This is a genomic window from Veillonella sp. 3_1_44 (genome assembly GCF_000163715.1).
Taxonomy (GTDB): domain Bacteria; phylum Bacillota; class Negativicutes; order Veillonellales; family Veillonellaceae; genus Veillonella; species Veillonella parvula_A.
On sequence record NZ_GG770199.1, the window covers coordinates 458,839 to 480,295 of the forward strand.

Below are 21,457 nucleotides of genomic sequence, written 5' to 3' on the forward strand. Positions count from 1 at the left end.
CTTTAAATTTTATTACGTACAGCTGCTAACGCTGCTTCTTCAATCGTTTCATCACCAATGCGATCAATAATAGGTCGAATCATAGATTCAACAATGATATGTTTTGCCTCTACCTCACTAAAGCCACGGCTCATGATATAGAACAATTTATTATGATCAATTTGGCCTGCACTTGCTGCATGATTACCAACTACATTATCTTCTTTACACAATAAAAGTGGTAACGAAACAGATTTTACAGTTGGATCTAACAATAAGCAAGTATCCTCTTCCGCACCTTCAGAAGCTGTTGCTCCATTAAGGAAATCAAGGGTCCCTCTGAAGGATTTTTTAGAATTGCCACTAAGAGCACCTAAGGTATGAATATCACTAAATGATTTTTTACCACCATGACTCATAACCATAGAAATATCAAATTTTTGCTCTTTATTACCAAGATAAGCAATGTCATGAACCATACGGGATTCTTGACCTACTAAATCATGATAGTAATTCAAGATGTTTTCACTGCCACCAATTTCAATATTGATGTATTCTACATCTGCTTTTTCTTCTAATTTAGTGTATCGATGCTCGATATGTTGTACATGTTCAGGCAAAAGATTTACCTTTTTTACTACAACCTTACCAGCTTCTTTCACATCGTATTCGTTTAAATAGCTAACATTTGTCAATGCATCGCCAGAACCAGTTACATAGAATTGTACTTCTAGCTCAGCACCTTCACCAACGATAAATTGGAAACGGTTTGCTACACGAGCATTAGCATCAATGCGGATGCCTACAACTTCTTTCGCCTTAGGAGGCACATTGATAGCATAGCCTTCCGCTTTTTCAACTAATACATGAACAGCTTCTTTATTAGCACCTTCATAATTACCATCTAGTAATGCTGTACCAACAGGTAATGGTGAAAGTATATTTTTATTAGCTTCCACAGCGATGGATTGTACCGCTGTATCTTCTCCAGCTAGAGAGCTTACAGTATGATTAACGCGCAACCATCTGAATGTCGGTCTAGGGAGTTCATTAAATAGTAATTCGCTCATAATTCCTCCTTAACCGATAGAACCTTCTAATTCAAGATTGATTAGATTGTTCATTTCTACTGCATATTCAAGTGGCAATTCTTTAGAGATTGGCTCTACGAAACCACGAACTAGCATCGCACGAGCTTCTTCTTCGCTAATACCACGAGTCATAAGATAGAAAATTGCTTCGTCGGAAATACGACCGATTTTAGCTTCATGACCTAAATCCACATTGTCATTTTCTACGATAATAGCCGGAATTGTATCAGATTGAGACTCAGCATCAAGCATCAAGGATTCACAAGAAACTGTTGCTTTGGAATGTTCAGCTTTAGGGCCAATCTTCAAAAGGCCACGATAAATTGCAGCGCCACCGGATTTAGAAATGGATTTAGAGTTTACATTACTTGTTGTATATGGTGCATTATGTACCACTTTACAACCTGTATCGAGGAATTGTCCTTCACCTGCGAATGTTACACCTGTAAATTCAGCATGTGCACCTTCACCGTTGAGAATACTCATTGGGTACAAACAAGAAACTTTGGAGCCAAAGGAACCAGATACCCACTCAATTGTACCATTTTTACCTACTACACAACGTTTTGTGTTAAGGTTGTACATGTTTTTAGACCAGTTTTCAATTGTAGAATAACGCAATGTAGCATTATCTTTAACGAACAGTTCAACAGCGCCTGCATGCAGGTTAGACACATCATACTTAGGAGCAGAACAACCTTCGATAAAGTGCAATTTAGCCCCTTCTTCTACGATAATCATCGTATGTTCGAACTGACCAGCACCTGGTGCATTCAAACGGAAGTAAGATTGCAATGGAATCTCTACTTGTACACCTGCAGGAACGTATACGAAGGAACCACCAGACCAAACGGCACCGTGAAGAGCAGCCCATTTATGGTCTGTAGGTGGAATTAATGTCATCCAGTATTTTTTTACGATTTCTTCATGTTCATGTAATGCTGTTTCGATATCAGTATAGATAACACCTTGCTTAACAAGATCTTCTTGAATACTGTGGTAAACAACTTCAGAATCATATTGAGCACCAACACCAGCTAGAGATGTTTTTTCCGCTTCTGGAATACCTAAGCGGTCAAAAGTACTTTTAATTTCTTCTGGAACTTCATCCCAGTTTTCTTTCATATCTACTTTAGGCTTAACATATGTATGAATATTTGCCATATCTAAGCCCGAGATATCAGGAATCCAATTTGGAATGCCCATGCGATTATAGATTTCCAAAGACTTTAAACGGAAATCGAGCATCCATTCTGGTTCATTTTTATTAGACCAAATCTCACGGATAATATCTTCTGTTAAACCGGCATCAGAGATATAAGAATATTCAAATTCGTTCTTTATATCATAGACGCCACGGTCCATATCCGCGACTTGGGTTTTCTTTCTTTCTTCCATTATGCCTCCTATGCTAATGCTTTGTATGCGTCATAACCTTTTTCTTCGATTTCACGTACAAGAGAAGCATCACCAGTTTTAACAATCTTGCCATTGATCAACACATGAACATAGTCTGGTTTTAGTTTTTGTAAAATTTGGTTATGATGAGTAATGATTAATACAGCATTTTCTTCGTTATGGAAACGTTGTACACCTTCAGATACGATACGAACCGCATCTACGTCAAGGCCAGAATCAGTTTCATCAAGAATAGCCAATTTAGGATTCAAAATGGACATTTGAAGAATTTCATTCTTCTTGCGTTCACCACCAGAGAAGCCTTCATTTACATAACGTTGCGCATAAGATAAATCAAAGGATAATTCATCCATTTTTTCTTTCAATTCTTTTTTGAAAGATAATGCACGTACATTTTCACCAGTAATTGTGGATTTAGCTGTACGAATGAAGTTTTCTACAGTAATACCAGGAATAGAAATTGGATTTTGGAAAGACATAAAAATACCCGCTTTTGCACGATCGTTTACTGCATCTTCCGTAATATCCTTACCATCAAAAATGATAGAACCACTATCTACTGTATATGTAGAGTTACCCATGATTGCATTAGCAAGTGTAGATTTACCAGCACCATTTGTCCCCATCACAACATGAATTTCACCTTTATTAATTGTTAAATCAATACCTTTCAAGATTTGTTTCTCTTCAACAGATACCTTTAAATCTTTTATCTGAAGTAATTCAGCCAAAATGTTCACTCCTTTTATTTGTATGTAACCATAAGAAACATACACTCGTTATATATAAAACGTATATACTGACACATATAAAAAGGCGGTACGCACTAACGTGAATACCGCCGTAATTCTCGCCAACTTAGCAAGTATGTGCATAACAATCTACACTCATTATACATTCTTATCTAAATGATAGCAAGATATTCCTACTAAAATATACAGGAATTAAAAGAATATCAATTATTACATATATTGATAGGTTTTTATTAATATTAATTCTCATCCTATTCGATTCTCAATATTAAATTATAGGTTTGAAAAATCAAGAGTTCCAAATAAATCATCATATGTTTCAGCACGGCGAATTTGTGTAACAGAGCCATCTTTATGTAGCAATAACTCTGCAGAACGTAATTTACCATTATAATTGAAACCCATAGAATGTCCATGTGCACCAGCATCGTGAATGATGACACGATCTCCAATATCAATTTTTGGCAGCTCTCGTTGAATAGCAAATTTATCATTATTTTCACATAAGGAGCCTGTTACATCATATACATGATCCTTGGGATCATTTTCTTTCCCCATTACGGTAATGTGATGATAAGAGCCATACAACGCCGGACGCATAAGATTTGCCATACAAGCATCTAAACCGATGTAATGACGATAAATATCTTTTTTATGAATAGCAGTAGAAACAAGATAACCAAATGGACCTGTTACCATACGCCCACATTCATAAGCCAATGCTACATCATTAAGTCCATTAGCTACTAAAATCCGATTATACGCTTCTTCTACACCCTTGCTTAATACGCGGAAGTCTACTGGTGTTTGTTCTGGTTTATAAGCTACACCTACACCTCCACCTAAATCAATAAATTCAACAGTGATACCAAGTTCTTTTTTAATATCTACAGCAAGATTAAAGCAAAGCTCTGCTGTACCAACTAAACCGTCAATATCAAGTTCGTTAGAAACAACCATTGTATGAATACCAAAGTGTTTTACACCTTTAGCTTGTAATTGTTTATACGCTTCAAATATTTGTTCGCGTGTCATACCATATTTAGCTTCTTCAGGAAGGCCAATAATTGTATTGCCCCCTTCCTTTAAAGAACCCGGATTATAACGCACGCAGAATGTATCTGGCAAAGAGCCATGATTTTTTTCTAAATATTCGATATGTGTAATATCATCAAGATTGATGATTGCACCCATTTCAAGTGCCTTTTTATACTCCACATATGGTGTGTCATTAGATGTGAACATAATATCATGGCCCGTAATACCCACTTTTTCACATAAAAGTAGTTCCGCTAAGGAAGAACAGTCTGCGCCAACCCCAAGCTTTTGTAACAAACGCATGATATACGGATTTGGAGTTGCTTTAACTGCAAAATATTGCTTGAATCCCTTATTCCAAGAGAATGCATTGATGAAAGATTTCATATTCTCAATAATTCCTTCTTCATCATAAATATGGAATGGAGTTGGATACTGAGCAATAATATTTTCTAATTGTTCTGACGTGAATGGAACTGTTTTTTTGTTCATGATAACCTTTCTACATAAACAAAAGACTCATCAGCCGATGAGTCTTTTATTCTAATTTCCTAATTATTTAAATAAAGCTTTATCTAAACTAAAGCGACCAGCACCAGCAAAGAATAACATAAGTGCACCAAAGCCTAATTGAGATGGGTAGTCCCAGCTAAAGAAACTACCATTCAAACTCACAATAGTCGCAGTTGCTAAAGTACCTACAACTAGAATAGCACCAATACGTGTAAATAATCCTACTGCAATGAGAATACCACCAATCATTTCTGCAAGTGCTGCCATAGTGCCTAGCATCTCATAACCACCGGATACACCTAAAGGTGCTAACATAGTCCCTACTTTGTAGAGCCCTTCAGCTCCGCTAAGCCATTTTAAATAACCATGATAAAACATGGAAATGCCCAATGCAAGGCGATAAATCAATAAGCCAAAATTTACATAATTAGGTTTACTTTTAAAAATAAAGTTCAACATAGTGATCCTTCTTTCAATTCAAATATAACAAATCGAATAAATTCGATACATTAATTATACTATTAGAGAATAACTATGTCAATAAGACTCACTATTAAATTCTATAGAATTATATCATACATTGTATACAAAATCAATTTTATCGATGTAATCAACATAATCTAGTCACTTTAAATCTGGTCTGCTTGAATATAATAATATAATAATATCTTATTTAAAATATTACACCCTTACAATAGATTAATTTATCAGTAAAAAATAATCCTAATGAATATGAAAAATGTAATTCACAATTCATTAGGATTATTATGTTTCTTATAAAATTAATTCTAAGCAGCTGATTACATCATACCGCCCATACCACCCATTGGAGGCATTGCAGGAACTGCTGCATTTTCATCTACCTTATCAGCTACGATTGTTTCAGTAGTTAATACAAGAGATGCGATAGATGCGGCATTTTGAAGGGCAGAACGAGTAACTTTTGCAGGGTCAACAATACCAGCTTTAACCATATCGATGTATTCTTCAGTCAAAGCATTGAAACCTACACCAGCTTCAGTATTTTTAACTTTTTCTACTACTACAGAACCTTCGAGACCTGCGTTGTATGCGATTTGACGAAGTGGTTCTTCTACAGCGCGTTTTACAAGGTTAATACCAGTTTGAACGTCACCAGTAGCTTCCAATGTATTCAATGCAGGGATGATATCGATGAATGTAGTACCACCACCAGCTACAATACCTTCTTCAACAGCTGCACGAGTTGCATTCAATGCATCTTCAATGCGAAGTTTCTTATCTTTCATTTCAACTTCTGTAGCAGCACCTACTTCGATAACTGCAACACCACCGGACAATTTAGCTAGACGTTCTTGTAATTTTTCACGGTCGAAATCAGAAGATGTTTCTTCAACTTGTGCACGGATTTGGTTAACGCGTTTAGCAATTACATCTTTATCACCTGCGCCATCGATGATTGTAGTTTCATCTTTAGTGATGCGAACTTGACGAGCTGTACCAAGATCTTCAAGCTCTACAGAATCAAGCTTACGACCCATATCTTCAGTAATAACAGTACCGCCTGTTAAGATAGCGATATCTTCAAGCATAGCTTTACGACGATCACCGAAGCCAGGAGCTTTAACAGCTACAGCTTTAAATGTACCACGCAAACGGTTTACTACTAATGTAGCCAATGCTTCCCCTTCTACATCTTCAGCGATAATAAGAAGTTCTTTGCCTACTTTTACTACTTTTTCAAGTGTTGGCAACATATCTGCGATGGCACTGATTTTACGATCAGTGATCAAGATATATGGGTTATCCATAACAGCTTCCATACGATCAGGGTCAGTTACCATATAAGGGGAAATGTAACCACGATCAAATTGCATACCTTCTACTATATTTAATGCAGTTTGCAAACCTTTGGATTCTTCAACAGTAATAACACCGTCATTACCAACCTTTTCCATAGCTTCAGCAATTAAACCACCGATTTCTTCGTCAGCAGCGGATACGCTTGCAACTTGAGCAATTTCAGCTTTACCAGAAACTTTGATAGAGCGTTTTTTAATTTCTTCAACCAAAGTTTTTACTGCTGTTTCAATGCCTTTTTTCAAAATCATTGGGTTTGCACCGGCTGCTACATTGCGCATACCTTCTTGAATCATAGCTTGCGCCAATACTGTTGCGGTGGTAGTACCATCACCTGCTACGTCGTTAGTTTTAGTAGCAACTTCTTTTACTAATTGAGCACCCATGTTTTCAAATGGATCTGGAAGTTCAATATCGCGAGCAATGGTTACACCATCATTTGTAATTGTTGGGGAACCAAATTTTTTATCCAACACAACATTACGACCTTTTGGACCTAATGTAACTTTTACAGCATTTGCTAATTGATCGACGCCACGACCTAAAGCACGACGAGCTTCTTCATTAAACAAGATTTCTTTTGCCATATGTATTACCTCCTAAATAGTAACACTATCCAATGTAACGAAATATATGTGCCCTTAGGCAATATAGAATGTATCATCAGTTTTTATAATCATATAGACTATAAATCAGCGATTATAATACTGCTAAAATATCGCGTTCGCTAATAATCAAATGAGTAGCGCCATCGATTTCTAATTCGCTACCAGCATATTTTGCAAACATAACAGTGTCGCCAACTTTAACTTCTGGAGCTACACGTTGACCATTGTCATATACTTTACCAGCACCTACAGCTACAACTACACCTTCTTGAGGCTTTTCTTTTGCTGTATCAGGAAGGAAGATACCACTTTTAGTTTTTTCTTCTTTTGCTTCTAAACGGATAAGAACGCGGTCAGCTAATGGTTTTAACATATAATGTCACTCCTTTTTACTAGTTAATCTCCATAATTTATTAGCACTCTAACTCATTGAGTGCTAATTACAAGTATTATTATAACCGAAGTTAAAATAATTGCAAGCACTAATTTTGATTTTTTGACTTTTTAGATATTATTTGACTTATTAGACTGTTTAATGATGAGATTACATGTTTCTATAATAGATATTTGTTTATTCATACTTAAGGTGCGGATGCGATTATACGCTTCCACTTCAGATATAGAATATAGTTCCATTAATATACCAGTTCCCTTTTGAATGATTTTACGATCTTCTAATGACTGTTCTAGCTCAGCCATCTTTTCGCGCAACTGAGCATCACTTTTATAGCGGCCTAAAGCCATCTCTAGGGTAGGAACTAACTGTTCCTCCCGTACTGGTTTAATTAAATAGCCATATACACCAGAATCTCGAGCCTTATCGATTAAATCTTGCTGGCTATAACTCGTTAATAATACTACAGGTGCTTCATGGTGAAAGCCAATTTGACGTGCCGCCTCAATACCATCTAATTCTGGCATCTTAACATCCATCAATATAATATCTGGCTTATATTTTTTACAAAGTGCTAAAGCTTCAACACCATTTGTACCTTCTGCAACGACTTCATGACCACAAGACTCAATAATATCTCGTAAATCCATACGTATTAGGGATTCATCATCCACGATTAAAACGCGCATTTATGCCTCCTTTTTCATATATATCGTCACCAATACACCTGTTCCAGTATTTTCTATGGATAAACTTCCTTTTAATTCATGAGTAACTAAATTATTAATAATTGTTAAACCTAACTGTTTATTAGACGAAACAGAGAAATCACTAGGCAATCCTTTTCCGTTATCTGTAAAAGCCAGTTTAATCGTATTACCTGCATCAGTAACTGCTAGATGAACATTTCCACGATTCCCGTCTAACCCATGTTCTAAGCTATTCGTAATCAATTCATTAATTATAAGAGATACATAACTTGCCATATGAGGAGAAATTAGCATATCTTCGCCACTGTAAGTAAAAGTAACCTCTTGGTCTTGTCGCACCATACTCATACGCAACAAACGACATAATTCATCATAAATTGATCGTATACCAATATAATCCTCATCGTAATGAGACACTATATCGTGAACTAGAGCCATGCTCTCGATGCGATTAATCCCCTCTTGGAGTGCTTGCTTTACATCTGGCAAGCTAGAGCGTCTCGCCTCCATACGCAATAACCCTGCTACAGTTTGTAAGTTATTTTTTACACGGTGATGAACCTCTTTGATAATGGAATTTTTAACCAATAATTCTTGTTGCTGTTTACTTTCACGAGTACAATCATGAAGAACTAAAAAGCACCTCGTTTCATTGCGCCCCATAGCAATAGGAATCATGTGCTGACGAATTACCATATCTTGGTAGATTTCTTCATTTGTAAGTATACTTCTATCTGATAATACCTGCTGTATAGCGGACATCTTTAAGGTACTGCTAAAAATTGATGAACCAACCAAGCGACGGTCAAAGCCTAATACATCTACTAACTTCATAGCTGCATCGTTAGCATACAGTATTTTATAAGTGTCGTCGAAAATAATTAAACCATCAAAATAGGACATGGGTTCGTAAGACACTATTTGTTCATCGGTAGCCGTCAGCATAAGACGTTGCATCGTATCAGACAAAAGGTATTCTTGCTCATATTGTTCTGCCTTAATAGATGGTGATAATGTAAAAGATATCCCCCCAATAATACGACCTCCGTTGTCTACGATAGGAAAGACATGTTGACGCTGCTTGTCATCTAACCCGATAAGTGGTTGACCATCTTTCATCATAGCATGCCACGTATGACTGCCTTTTAATTGACGTGTAGTAATCCCTTGATCACTGCGTTCTATACATAGCATATCTGCACATTGTTGTGATCTCTCACCTTGTCCTGTCTCTAGTAGGGGTGTAAAAATCTGTATCCTTTGACGAGTTAAAGACTCGCCAAAGGATATGAGTTTACTAATATGCTCAAGTAATGAGGTTTGTAATGGTCCTAATGGTGTTCTATTTAAAATATCTTGACCAATATCCACGATTACTCCTCTTTCCAAGATACGTATCCAATTTCAACACTGGGCTTTGCATTCAATGTTAAATCACCAAATTTTCCGGCCTGCGCCATATAATAAGCTCGACATCCAATCATGGCTGCATTATCAGTAGACAATATTTTATGTGGTTTGTAATAAGTAAAGCCTTCTTCTACACACATAGCTTCTAAAGCCTTTTGTAATCCTTTATTAGCTGATACACCGCCAGCAATAGTAATACGACTTTCACCTAAAGTATGTGCGGCATCTTTCGTCTTTTCTACTAACACATCTACGATGGCCTTTTGAAACGATGCAGCCACATCAGCTTGATTGATAGGCTCATTCTTTTGTTGCTTACTATTTAAATAGTTTAAAACTGCGGATTTCAAACCACTAAAGCTAAATTCAAAATTACCTGGTTCACTTAAAGCCTTTGGAAATTCAATAGCCTCTGGATTCCCTTCAACGGCAAGGGCATCGATATGAGGGCCCCCTGGATAAGGGAATCCCATAACCCGTGCAATCTTATCAAAAGCCTCGCCAGCTGCGTCATCTCGTGTTTGACCAAGAACATCAAATTCTTCATATCCTTTTACATGTACTAACATGGTATGACCACCAGATACAACGAGACTTAAAAACGGAGGCTCCAGTTCTGGATTAGCTAAAAAGTTAGCAAAAATATGACCTTCCATATGGTGCACTGGCACCAAGGGAATCCCTGTAGCAAAGGATAACCCTTTTGCAGCAGCTACACCAACTAATAAAGCCCCTACAAGACCTGGCCCATACGTAACACCAATATGATTGATATCTTGTAGAGTCACATTCGCATCACGTAATGCTTGGTCTATAACAGGTATAACTTGTTCTATATGATGACGTGATGCAATTTCAGGTACAACGCCACCAAATTTTCTATGTATTGGTACTTGGCTTGAAATAACATTAGACAAAACGGTGCGCCCGTCCTTAAGGACAGAAGCAGAGGTTTCATCACAGCTACTTTCCAAGGCTAATGTGTATATACTCATTCTATTTCCTCTGAAACGAGAGACATAATATAAGCATCTTCCGTAGGCTCTGAATAATAATCTTTACGAATTCCTTTTACAGAAAATCCTAAATTTCTATACATAGCCAATGCTGCTAAATTAGATATGCGCACCTCTAAGAAAATTTCTTTCATACCTCTCGTAAGACATTCATCTATTAATTGCTTGGTAAGTTTTGATCCATATCCCTTACCTCGTGCGGAAGGAATAATAGCGATATTCGTGATTTGACCTTCATCGTATACAAGCCAAGCACCTGCATATCCAACAATTTTGTTCTCCTCACAAATTACCATATATAATTTATTTGATGCCCCTTCTAACTCAACGAGAACAGATTCTAAACTCCAAGGAACAGAAAAAGACTGTTGTTCAATAGCATAGATAGCTTGAGCATCATCTATTGTAGCCAAACGAATCTCCATTATTCGACTCCCGCTGCCTCAGTAACTATAACTGCAGGATTTTGGTTCAACATTTCAGGATTATCCTTATGGCGTTCTTCCCATAACACTTCTGCTTCTGAGCGTCGAATATAATAAGGAACCATATCCATAGGATCAGAACTCTCTTCAGAGTCTACCAATCTACGGCCAGCCAGTAATAGAGAACTAGCTTTTGGAATACGTTGCGAGATATCTAAAATTGTTAAATTTGTATCACTTTCATCTAATAGCTTTTCTATTCGCTTAACGCCATCCCCAAGGAACACTACATGTTCTTCAGATGCTCGGAGTCGATCTAATAAATCATTAGCAGCAATGACAAAAGGTTCCTCTTTACAAACCAATTCATTATCATCATATTTGTAGATACCTGCATAAACATGTTTTTTCTGAGCATCGATAATAGTACAAATCGTGCGGTCTGTATAAGCTACATTACGAGCTAAACTATCCATGGTCATTACACCATATAAAGGAATTTGTAAGGCATAAGCCATAGCTTTAGCGGTCCCCATACCAATCCGTAACCCTGTAAAAGAACCGGGTCCAATGCTAACCATAATCCCTTTTAATTCACTTTTTTCAACTTGACAGGTCCGTAATAACATATCAATATGAGGTACCAACTGCTCAGAATGAGTCAATCCAGCTTGAATGGTCAATTCCCCAATTAGGCAACTTTCATCCATTAAAGCCACACTCGACACAAGTGAGCTCGTCTCAATTCCCAACCACATATGGGCCTCCTATTTCTACTAAATCATCCGGTGTAAGGTAATCACTAACTAATGTAATGGATCGGCTTGTATCATCAATGCGCGTTAAATAAATCCATAGTGTTTCATCAGGCAATTCATGAGGAAATTTATCAGCCCATTCTACAATGGATACGCAATCTTCTGTATACTCATAAAAGCCAATATTTTCCAGTTCACTAATATCTTCCAAGCGATATACGTCAAAATGATATAAATGATTTCGATTCACATCATAGGTATTCATGATGGCAAAGGTAGGACTTGTAATTTCTTCAGTAACCCCAAAGCCCTTTGCAATTCCTTGCGACAAATGTGTTTTTCCTGTCCCCAAGTCACCAACTAGTGCTATACAAAGAGGGTCCCCATTCTGTTTAACCCATGCACCTAATAATTTACCAAATTGTTGTGTATCTTCTACTGTATAAGTCTTTAAATGAACCTGTACCTTATCCTTCATGAAAATGATTATATCCTTTCGCTTCTACAGTCTTAATCGTTTTATCAGATGTTACCATTTGAACCCGTGGTGGGCCAGATAAAACTTCTCCAATCAACGTAATGCCTGATAGCTTTTCCAATTCCGAAAGTAGTGATTTTGGCGCCGTAAAGACTAACTGAAAGTCTTCTCCACCATACAAAGCATAATCTACTGGATTAGTTTGTAAATGCTTAGCTAATTCGTAAGTCTCCTCGTGTAGAGGGATTGCTTGTTCTTCAAATACAATGGAAACATTACTAGCTACAGCGATTTCATTCAATTCACTTCCTAGTCCATCGCTAATATCATTCATACTATGGATACCAAGTCGTCGCAATTTTTGCCCCAATTCAATCTGTGGTTCGGGACGTTGATGCCCCACTTTGGTCATATCATAGCCTACTAAATTATATGATAACGCTCCTAAGCCTGTAGCTGCATAACCTACATAGTTTGTAACACCTACAACATCTCCTACTTTCGCACCACTTCGCATAACCGCAGTGCCTTTAGGAACCTCTCCGATAATTGTTACAGTCCAAACCATGGGCCCTTCTGTACGTACCGTATCTCCACCCAATATATTGAGTTGATATCGCATACATTGATCTTTAATTCCCCTATAAATTTCATCAAGAATGACTGTATCAACATGGTCTGGTACGGCTACAGATAATACAATTTGTCTAGGAATGCCACCCATAGCCGCAACATCACTTAAATTAGCCGTCATAAGGCGATACCCAACATCATAGGGCATCATATAGTGAAAGCTAAAATGAACACCTTCCACCATTGTGTCAGTGCTTATCAATTGCTCTGTATTTTGTTCTGCTTTATAAATAGCACAATCATCACCAATACCATACACTACAGTATTAGGATTATATATTGTGTTATCTTGAATTTGGCGAATGAAATTAAATTCCCCTACATCTTTTAATTGCATCTGATCACCTAGTTTCCGTTTATTACTTATTGTATTGTAACATATATAAAAGACAACAAAAATAGCAGATAGTTGATATAACAACTATCTGCTATAAATGTCTTTAAAAGAATTATTTTTTAATTAGATTCGTCATTCTCTTAACAGGTTCTTTAGTATCAAAGGAACCTACAGTTGGCACCTTTTTACCATTATTGACAAATAGAACACCATTAATATTATCAAAGGATGTCAATGTATTTACAATAGCAGCCATTTGTAATTTAACAGTTAAGTCTCCGCCATTACCCTTTACGAATGCATCATTTACTTCAACAGAAGCAATACCATCTTTTACAGTAACAGATGTAATTTCAATATCCTTAGAGAAGACTGGGTATTTTTGTGCTCTATCGGCATTTAACATTGCTAAAAGAGCTGCTTTAGGCGTAACTTTATTCGCCTCTATCTCAACGGTAGTTTGTTTTACCCCAGAACCATCCTCTGTAGGAACAAAGAAGGCCATCTTAACCTTTTCTTGAGATACTTTACTTGTTTCTGCATCCTTATTGACTTTCGTCTCTTGCGTAGGTTCACTTTTACCTGTTGTAGGAGCTTGTTCATGTGTACAACCCACTACAAATGCCAGCATACCTACACAGAGAATCGATAGAACTTGTTTACGTAATTTCATCGATTAACCTCCAAAGTAATTAGCAATACCATTTGCAATGCGGTTAGCAAAGTCTTCTTGAGTTTGAGGAGATTGTAGCACACGTTCCTCATTAGGGTTAGAAATAAAACCAAGCTCTACAAGAATTGCAGGCATATTAGAATGTCTCAACACGTATAAGTTACCTTCTTGAATGCCACGATCACCATTGAAACCAGGTGTGTTAGCAATTTGAGATTGTACCTTTTGTGCCAATCGAGCATCGTTACCGGTTTTGCTATAGTAATATGTTGCAATACCACCAACGCTAGGATTATTAAATGCGTTGATATGAACGCTTACAAGAGCATCAGAATTACTACGGTTAGCCACGTTAACACGAGCCCCCAATTCATCAACACCGCTTGCATTAGGGCCATATACATCTACATCAGTAGTTCGAGTCATAAGCACTTTAGCACCACGATTTTCTAAAGATTTTTTCAAATACATGGAAATCGGTAGTGTAATGTTTTTCTCTTGTACACCGTGAGGTCCAATAGCACCAGAATCACTACCACCATGTCCTGGGTCAATAGTAATTGTTTTGCCAGATAAACCACCGCTAGTAGAGTATTTGCCAGATCCTGTAGGTACATTTTTTGCTGGATGCGCAGATTGAGATGGCTTTTTACCATAGTAAGCAGGCTTAGCTACAGCACCTTTTTTCTGAACATCAACAACGATACGATACGGTTTCTTATTAACCGTATCCTTTTTCAAGGAAAAAACCTTTACATCACTAGTATCAATAGATGAAGGTGTCTTGATTGTTACTTTAACGTCTCTGCCATCTTGTGAAAGTTTAGCAGAGCTAGCAATAGCTGAGTCCATAGAAATGTTCTCTTTAGCCGTCTTTAGCTTTGTATTCTTTAAAGTAACAGTCGTAGTTTTCCCATCTTTGCTAATTGATGCAGATGCCTTTATAGGTGCCGATAAGTCCATAACAATACGAACATATGGTACAGGTGCATCTGTTCTAGTCACCCATCGAGCATCTTCCAAATTAGCTGCCTTTGCTTGAGTCAATAATAAAGGTATCGCCATCAAGACTGCAAGGCACATTAAAAATAGTTTACGCAATACATTCACTCCAATCTAACTGACATACATAGTGTCCAAACCATAGAGATGAGTCGATGATATTTTTATCTATCAAAATCTCATCGTTCCAATCTATCCATAAACTAATGTTAGATTATAAATAGATTATTTCATACAAACATGAAGATTAGTATGCCGATTACACATATTACTATATAAAGACCTTATACAGAATACACAAAAAACAGTTTCATAAAATTATTTTTTGTATAAGTAATCAAAACTAACGTTCAGTTGTAATTTGCCATTCATTCCCATCCGTACTAATATGAATACGCCCCATCGTATCTGTACGGTAAATAGCAATATTATTTTCCTGTAAACGACGTAATGTCACATCGTGAGGATGACCATACTTATTATACATGCCATTTGAAATTAATGCACTTTCAGGCTTAATAGATTTCAAAAAATCTTCAGAGCTACTTGTACGAGAACCGTGATGACCTACCTTAAGAATACGAGAAAACAATCTGGAATTCTGCTCTTTTATAAGTTTTTTCTCTTCTTGTAATTCAGCATCACCCGTAAAGAGCATAGAAAATTTACCGAAGATTAATTTACCTACAATAGAATTATTATTAAGATCTGTCTCTCCTTTTTTATCAGTCAAAGGTTCAACCCAAGGAGCATATACTACAAAGACAGCACCATGTCCAAAATCAACTACATCTCCACTTCTCAAAGTAGTTCGTTGAATTTTATTTTTCTCAATCCATTTTTCATAGGTTTTGTACATATTATTATCAACGGCAATACCATCATCATATACATGTTCAATAGGCATAGCCTTTGCAATAGCATAAAAACCACCCATATGATCAGCATGAGGATGCGTGATAATAATATTTTTTAACTTCGTTACACCCATAGCTTTAAGTTGGGCCACAATATTTTCACGATGTTCTATATCACCAGTATCAATCATGTTATACTCATCGCCTACCTTAAGCAATATAGCATCCCCCTGACCAATATCTAGCATATATACATCTAGCTTACCTTCAGGGGTAGTCGTTTTAGTATCGATTGAGTAAGTCCCATTAGCGTTAGTAGTTACTTGATTTGCTGCGTTTGCTACATCATTATTTGTGCATCCTGCAATGGCGAAGATAGGAATACATAATACTAGCAAGAAAACTATAAATCGTTGTATTCTATTTGTCATTCATAATCTCCCAACAATTCACTAATAACACAACCTAAAGAAGTACTGACATCACTCGGAGTATAACCCCAACTCTTTGTTTCATTCAGAATATCTGCACTACGACTATGTACATATACACCGAGAACAGCACTATCTTGTAGTGAATAACCCTGACTTATAAAACCAGCAATTACACCAGTCAGCACATCTCCCATACCGCCAGTACCCATGCCCGCATTACCGATAGTATTTACATACACTGTTCCATCAGGTAATGCCACAATTGAAGGAATTCCTTTTAGTACAAGAATAACTTGATGAGCCTTAGCAAATTCTCTAGCCAACGTGATATAATGACGCTCAATCCATTTAATAGGTAAATCAATAAGTCTACTAAATTCACCTAAATGCGGTGTCATGACACAAAATGGAAGTTCTCTTTCCACTGTATATGCAGACTCAATATCACCATCTCGCAAAGCATCTTTATTAACACAACCAACATGTCCCAATGCATACAAAGCATCAGCATCTAGTACTAATGCTCCTTCATAAGCATCTAAAATATGATCCACTAAATCACAGATTTCACGGGTGCGACCTAAACCAGGTCCCATAGCAACAACTTGGCGACAATCAAAAAGTTCTTTATTAGTCTCTGTGGAAGTAACCATCACCTCAGGTATGACACGGCTTTGTACAATCTGTTTAATTATTTTGGGTACAGCTAATGTTACTTTACCAGCACCACTATGAACTGCCGCTTCAGCAGCCAAAATAGGGGCTCCTATCATATCATTTGAACCACCAATAATTAAAGTGTTTCCATTGACACCTTTATGCGCCATTGGGGTACGATAGTTGATAATTTTTTCGGCTAAATCAGAATCAATGGTTATAGTTCTAACACGTTCACCCAGTACCTGCTGCCAAGGAGCACCCAATGGAGCAACCACAGCGGTTCCTCCTATAGCCTTTCCGGAATATAATAACAAACCTTGTTTGATAGCTCCAAAAGTAACAGTATAATCATAGGTCAGTGTGCCTTCTGCTACATGACCAGTAGTAGCATCCAAACCTGCAGGTACATCAATAGCCCACAAATCAAAATTATACTGACTACGCATAGTATCAATATCATTCAATATATCGATGGTCACCTCTCTTAACCTTCCAGTAAAGCCCGTTCCCATGATGCCTTCCACAGCGATGGCTACGTTGGACCAATCATTGAATTCATCATACATATCGATGATACATCCCATAGCTTTGCAGCGCTCAATTTGCACTGCAAAAAGATCACTACATTTGTTTGTATTTCCCACTAGTACAATTTGTACTGGTACGCCTTGCTCCATAAAATGGCGAGCTGCTACAAGGCCATCTGCCCCATTATTACCCGTACCACATATAAATAAAACAAAACTATTTATGGAACGGCCATTATTCAGGGAAAATAAATCGTACTCTCCCCATAAGGCATCTACGATACCACGTCCAGCATTTTCCATGAGGATTTCTAAAGAAATTCCTAATTGCTTAGGAACCTCTCGATCTATAAATCGAGCATCTTCTGTAGTTAAAATATTCATCTTATGCTCCTTCAAGTATAACTGTACTCATTGCATAATCCTTGCAATGACTAATCGATACATGAATATCAGTATAACCTGATGTTTCGTAAATATCTTTGAAAGTATCTTGTAAACGAATTAAGGGTGCGCCCCATTCATCATGATAAATCTCTATATCTTGCCATGATCCATGCCTCATCCCTGTACCTAAAGCTTTAATAAAAGCCTCTTTTGCAGCATATATACCTGCAAAGGATTCGTAGCATCCTTTATTCCGACTTTTACAATATTCAATCTCATGAATCGTATAAACGCGCACTTTAAATGAACTTGATTTCTCTATAGCTTGACGTATACGGTCAATCTCTATAATATCATTCCCTAATTTCATAATAGCTCCTAAAATACTCTAATACTATTATTATACACTCATAAAGGGGATTAAAACATAAGTAGTATCTAGACATTTACCGAAAATGGTAGGCTAGACAAACTATAAATTTCAACTTTACCTTTGCGATTGACCGCCATATACATTTGACCATTTCGACAATCCATGTCTTCTACTTCCATTCCAGAAGCATAAGGGCTAATATTTTTAACAACTCCCTCTTCATCGACGTATACAAAGGTTGTCAACGTTGTAAATAAAGTATTTCCATTAGTTGCGTAAGCACCGTTATTATTTAAGTTTGTATGATTAGCATCAATTTTATAAGAACGAATACGATTAAAATTGGAGTCGTAATAATTAATTGTCCGTTCAGAGTTTGTTAAAGGCACAATTGATACATATTCATTGCGTACTTTATCATATGCAAAATTAAAAACTTTCTCTTTTAGTTTAATCGGTGCTTCAACAATCATGCTATCCGCTTCAATAGGAGTAAGGTTATATCCATTTACAACAGCATTTGTTGTATAGTAACGATTATTGACAGAATTATAAGTTAAGGTATTCATATGACCTAATAAACTTTTATAACTATACTCATATTTTGCAACAACAGTAAAAGTTTTTGGATTAATTTCATAAATAATTTGCTTCGTATTATCTGAATTAATACAAGCTAAAGCAAAAACGTCTTTTTTAGAATTATAACAAAATCCTTGGCACTGATTTACAGATCCATCTAATGGTATTTCTGCCAAGCGAGATAATGGCAATGGCATCTGTACAGAGCTAACCTGTTGAGTAAGTTTAGGAATATCAAAGATATTTGTAATATAATCAATTACACCTTGATCCATACTATCACCTCATGAAATTAATAATGTATATTATAGTATATAAATTCATAAATATAAAAATAGGCGGTAAGACAAAAGTCTTACCGCCTAATGTTGGTGCCGGAGGTGGGACTTGAACCCACACGGTGTTACCCGCTTGATTTTGAGTCAAGTGCGTCTGCCATTCCGCCACTCCGGCGTATCGGAACATTTGTTATTATACAGACATCCCTAAGCAATGTCAACATATTTTTTATATTTCATCTAAAATATTTTGAACCCTTTTCATATCCGTATCACATTGTTGTTTCCATGTGAGTGCGACACCTGTAATATAGCCTTTACGGGCAAATTCTACATCTGTAGGAACACTTTCAGCACCATAGTCTAGCTCACCAGCTAACCAATAATAATCCTGTCCTCTTGAATTAATGCGAGCTTCGATAATATTACTGTAGGTTTGTAAGCCTTGGCTCACCATTTTAAAATGGTCCCAATCACATGTACCACGTAATGGGAAGTTCACATTTAGTAAACCGCTAAACTGGCCCGCCACATAAATTTTCTCAATCAATTCATGTATAAATGGATGCATCTCGTCTCCCCGTTCAACAGAATATCTCTCAACAGATAATGCTAAACCGGGAATACCGTAAAACCCACTTTCCATAGCTGCCGAAACAGTGCCGGAATACAATACATCAGAGCCTAAATTAAATCCATGATTAATTCCAGAAATTACAAGATCTGGCATATCATCAGTCAATAAATAACTGAGACCGAACTTCATGCAATCGGACGGCGTTCCCGTTAGAGCATAAAGGCGAGGATTTTCATCCTCGCCATTGCAAGCATCTAATTTCAATGGAACCTCGGTTGTCAATGCATGGGATTTAGCACTTTGCTCATTAGCAGGTGCTACAACGGTAATTCTATAATATTGACTTAAATACGATGCAAGATGACGTAAACCATCTGCTAAAATGCCATCGTCATTACACATTAAAATATGCATAGTCACTCCTACAGATTCTATTTTTCATTCTTATTCATATTGCCCATACGTGTTAATTTAACATCATCTAAGCCCACAGCTCTCGTATGGACTGTATGAGACCATACCTTATTATGACGGCGGAACCACCCTAAAATATTTACTGGAATCCAAGAGTAAACAAATAATGGATATAGTAAATAGTAGAACCAAATCTTTGGTGGTACCTTGATTTTCAACAATACAATTAATGGGAATAGATATTGACCAACACCTATAATTGTCCATACAGACATAGGCATAATTTGATACAAAATATTTGTATAAATTGGAGTATACGCATTGATGTAGGATAACACCAAGTATACGGTTGTCAACAATAAGAAATAAGGTTGACTCACTTGGAATATACCATCCAAAATCATAATATTCCCTGTTTTGATACCAATAGCAAATAATTTAGGAATATATCGACCCGCACAGTCAAATTGCCCCTGAGCCCATCGTAAACGCTGTCTGCAAGAAGCCATCATAGTCGTAACCTTTTCATCATATACGATAGCATCATGCCCCCAACAAGTACGGATACCATGAGTCAATAGTTTCATGGAAAATTCCATATCTTCGGTTAAGCTATTGCAATCCCAACCGTATTCGCGAATAATAGATGTACGAATACACATGCCTGTACCACCTAAGGCCGTAGATAATCCAAGACGATATTTTGCTAAATGCCACATATGGTTAACCATCCAAAAGGCGATAGAGAACGTACCGGCTACCCAAGAGTCAGTTGGATTTTTAGAGTTCAAGTAACCTTGAATTACAGACTCACCTTTTTCAAGATGATCATTCATTTCTAACATAAATTGAGGATGTACTAAATTATCGGCATCAAAAATCAGAAATGCATCATATTTCCGATCCATTTGTTCTACCCGATCAAACATCCACCCCATGGCATAACCTTTACCTATTTCTTGTTTATTTTCACGTACATGTACATTAGCGCCAGCAGCACTTGCTACTTCCGCAGTCTTATCTGTACAGTTATCGGCAACTACAAAAATATCGTACAGATCATCTGGATAATCTAGGCCACGTAAGTTTTTAACTAACTCACCAACAACAGCTTCCTCATTATGAGCGCATACAACGATGGCAAAGGAATTTTTAGGGGTATAATTTTTATGTACTCGCGATCGCCACATACCTACGACAGCGAGTATAAAATAATAAACCGTATAAATTACGATTATTACCTGCATAGGAATCAGTAATAGATCCAGTAGGTAATTCATACTATTCTCCTCC

At 36.9% G+C, this 21,457-nt stretch carries 22 protein-coding genes and 1 tRNA gene; all 23 read right to left on the minus strand.

Going from position 1 to position 21,457, the window contains the following annotated elements; all coding sequences use genetic code 11:
* Positions 1-2 precede the first annotated feature (2 nt).
* The 23 genes from HMPREF0873_RS02120 to HMPREF0873_RS02230 all read right to left on the minus strand — a co-directional run bounded on the left by HMPREF0873_RS02120 (position 3) and on the right by HMPREF0873_RS02230 (position 21,444).
* Positions 3-1,049: a SufD family Fe-S cluster assembly protein gene (locus tag HMPREF0873_RS02120; protein ID WP_008714047.1), complete on the minus strand. Its 1,047-nt coding sequence runs from the start codon at positions 1,047-1,049 to the stop codon at positions 3-5.
* A 9-nt stretch (positions 1,050-1,058) separates the two neighbouring features.
* On the minus strand, positions 1,059-2,468 hold the full coding sequence (gene sufB / locus HMPREF0873_RS02125; protein ID WP_004696034.1) for a Fe-S cluster assembly protein SufB: 1,410 nt from the start codon (positions 2,466-2,468) through the stop codon (positions 1,059-1,061).
* A gap of 8 nt (positions 2,469-2,476) precedes the next feature.
* Positions 2,477-3,220 (minus strand): Fe-S cluster assembly ATPase SufC, encoded by a 744-nt coding sequence (sufC, locus tag HMPREF0873_RS02130; protein ID WP_004696035.1) that lies wholly within the window; start codon positions 3,218-3,220, stop codon positions 2,477-2,479.
* Between the two features lie 294 nt (positions 3,221-3,514).
* A complete protein-coding gene (locus HMPREF0873_RS02135; protein WP_008714049.1) occupies positions 3,515-4,771 on the minus strand; it encodes a diaminopimelate decarboxylase in 1,257 nt (418 codons plus the stop codon).
* Positions 4,772-4,834: 63 nt separating this feature from the next.
* Complete coding sequence (locus tag HMPREF0873_RS02140) at positions 4,835-5,251, minus strand: DoxX family protein (RefSeq protein WP_004696040.1); 417 nt, start codon at positions 5,249-5,251, stop codon at positions 4,835-4,837.
* A gap of 341 nt (positions 5,252-5,592) precedes the next feature.
* Positions 5,593-7,218, minus strand: a complete 1,626-nt coding sequence (groL, locus tag HMPREF0873_RS02145) for a chaperonin GroEL (RefSeq protein ID WP_008714050.1) — start codon at positions 7,216-7,218, stop codon at positions 5,593-5,595.
* Between the two features lie 112 nt (positions 7,219-7,330).
* Positions 7,331-7,612, minus strand: a complete 282-nt coding sequence (gene groES, locus HMPREF0873_RS02150; protein ID WP_004696047.1) for a co-chaperone GroES — start codon at positions 7,610-7,612, stop codon at positions 7,331-7,333.
* A gap of 131 nt (positions 7,613-7,743) precedes the next feature.
* Positions 7,744-8,322: an ANTAR domain-containing response regulator gene (locus HMPREF0873_RS02155; RefSeq protein ID WP_008714051.1), complete on the minus strand. Its 579-nt coding sequence runs from the start codon at positions 8,320-8,322 to the stop codon at positions 7,744-7,746.
* Positions 8,323-9,714: a sensor histidine kinase gene (locus tag HMPREF0873_RS02160; RefSeq protein ID WP_008714052.1), complete on the minus strand. Its 1,392-nt coding sequence runs from the start codon at positions 9,712-9,714 to the stop codon at positions 8,323-8,325.
* 2 nt (positions 9,715-9,716) lie between these two features.
* Positions 9,717-10,748, minus strand: a complete 1,032-nt coding sequence (gene tsaD, locus HMPREF0873_RS02165; protein ID WP_008714053.1) for a tRNA (adenosine(37)-N6)-threonylcarbamoyltransferase complex transferase subunit TsaD — start codon at positions 10,746-10,748, stop codon at positions 9,717-9,719.
* Positions 10,745-11,194 (minus strand): ribosomal protein S18-alanine N-acetyltransferase, encoded by a 450-nt coding sequence (gene rimI / locus HMPREF0873_RS02170; protein WP_004696055.1) that lies wholly within the window; start codon positions 11,192-11,194, stop codon positions 10,745-10,747. The genes tsaD and rimI overlap by 4 nt, the downstream gene beginning before the upstream one ends.
* Positions 11,194-11,952 carry a tRNA (adenosine(37)-N6)-threonylcarbamoyltransferase complex dimerization subunit type 1 TsaB gene (gene tsaB, locus HMPREF0873_RS02175; RefSeq protein WP_004696057.1) on the minus strand — a complete coding sequence of 253 codons (759 nt, stop codon included), beginning with the start codon at positions 11,950-11,952 and terminating at the stop codon, positions 11,194-11,196. The genes rimI and tsaB overlap by 1 nt, the downstream gene beginning before the upstream one ends.
* Positions 11,936-12,430: a tRNA (adenosine(37)-N6)-threonylcarbamoyltransferase complex ATPase subunit type 1 TsaE gene (tsaE, locus tag HMPREF0873_RS02180; RefSeq protein WP_008714055.1), complete on the minus strand. Its 495-nt coding sequence runs from the start codon at positions 12,428-12,430 to the stop codon at positions 11,936-11,938. The genes tsaB and tsaE overlap by 17 nt, the downstream gene beginning before the upstream one ends.
* Entirely contained in the window at positions 12,420-13,400 is a 981-nt protein-coding gene (gene thiL, locus HMPREF0873_RS02185) for a thiamine-phosphate kinase (protein WP_008714057.1), read from the minus strand. Before thiL ends, tsaE begins: the two co-directional genes overlap by 11 nt.
* A 112-nt stretch (positions 13,401-13,512) precedes the next feature.
* Complete coding sequence (locus HMPREF0873_RS02190; protein WP_004696063.1) at positions 13,513-14,073, minus strand: GerMN domain-containing protein; 561 nt, start codon at positions 14,071-14,073, stop codon at positions 13,513-13,515.
* A gap of 3 nt (positions 14,074-14,076) precedes the next feature.
* Complete coding sequence (locus tag HMPREF0873_RS02195; RefSeq protein ID WP_004697104.1) at positions 14,077-15,174, minus strand: N-acetylmuramoyl-L-alanine amidase; 1,098 nt, start codon at positions 15,172-15,174, stop codon at positions 14,077-14,079.
* A gap of 244 nt (positions 15,175-15,418) precedes the next feature.
* A complete protein-coding gene (locus HMPREF0873_RS02200; RefSeq protein ID WP_038125385.1) occupies positions 15,419-16,363 on the minus strand; it encodes a ComEC/Rec2 family competence protein in 945 nt (314 codons plus the stop codon).
* Complete coding sequence (locus HMPREF0873_RS02205; RefSeq protein ID WP_008714064.1) at positions 16,360-17,937, minus strand: bifunctional ADP-dependent NAD(P)H-hydrate dehydratase/NAD(P)H-hydrate epimerase; 1,578 nt, start codon at positions 17,935-17,937, stop codon at positions 16,360-16,362. Before HMPREF0873_RS02205 ends, HMPREF0873_RS02200 begins: the two co-directional genes overlap by 4 nt.
* Position 17,938: 1 nt before the next feature.
* Complete coding sequence (gene acpS, locus HMPREF0873_RS02210; protein WP_008714066.1) at positions 17,939-18,310, minus strand: holo-ACP synthase; 372 nt, start codon at positions 18,308-18,310, stop codon at positions 17,939-17,941.
* A gap of 68 nt (positions 18,311-18,378) precedes the next feature.
* Positions 18,379-19,170: a hypothetical protein gene (locus tag HMPREF0873_RS02215; RefSeq protein ID WP_008714069.1), complete on the minus strand. Its 792-nt coding sequence runs from the start codon at positions 19,168-19,170 to the stop codon at positions 18,379-18,381.
* Between the two features lie 94 nt (positions 19,171-19,264).
* Positions 19,265-19,348, minus strand: a tRNA-Leu gene (locus HMPREF0873_RS02220).
* 54 nt (positions 19,349-19,402) lie between these two features.
* Positions 19,403-20,164: a 5'/3'-nucleotidase SurE gene (gene surE, locus HMPREF0873_RS02225; RefSeq protein ID WP_004697320.1), complete on the minus strand. Its 762-nt coding sequence runs from the start codon at positions 20,162-20,164 to the stop codon at positions 19,403-19,405.
* 17 nt (positions 20,165-20,181) lie between these two features.
* On the minus strand, positions 20,182-21,444 hold the full coding sequence (locus HMPREF0873_RS02230; RefSeq protein ID WP_004697272.1) for a glycosyltransferase family 2 protein: 1,263 nt from the start codon (positions 21,442-21,444) through the stop codon (positions 20,182-20,184).
* Positions 21,445-21,457 lie beyond the last annotated feature (13 nt).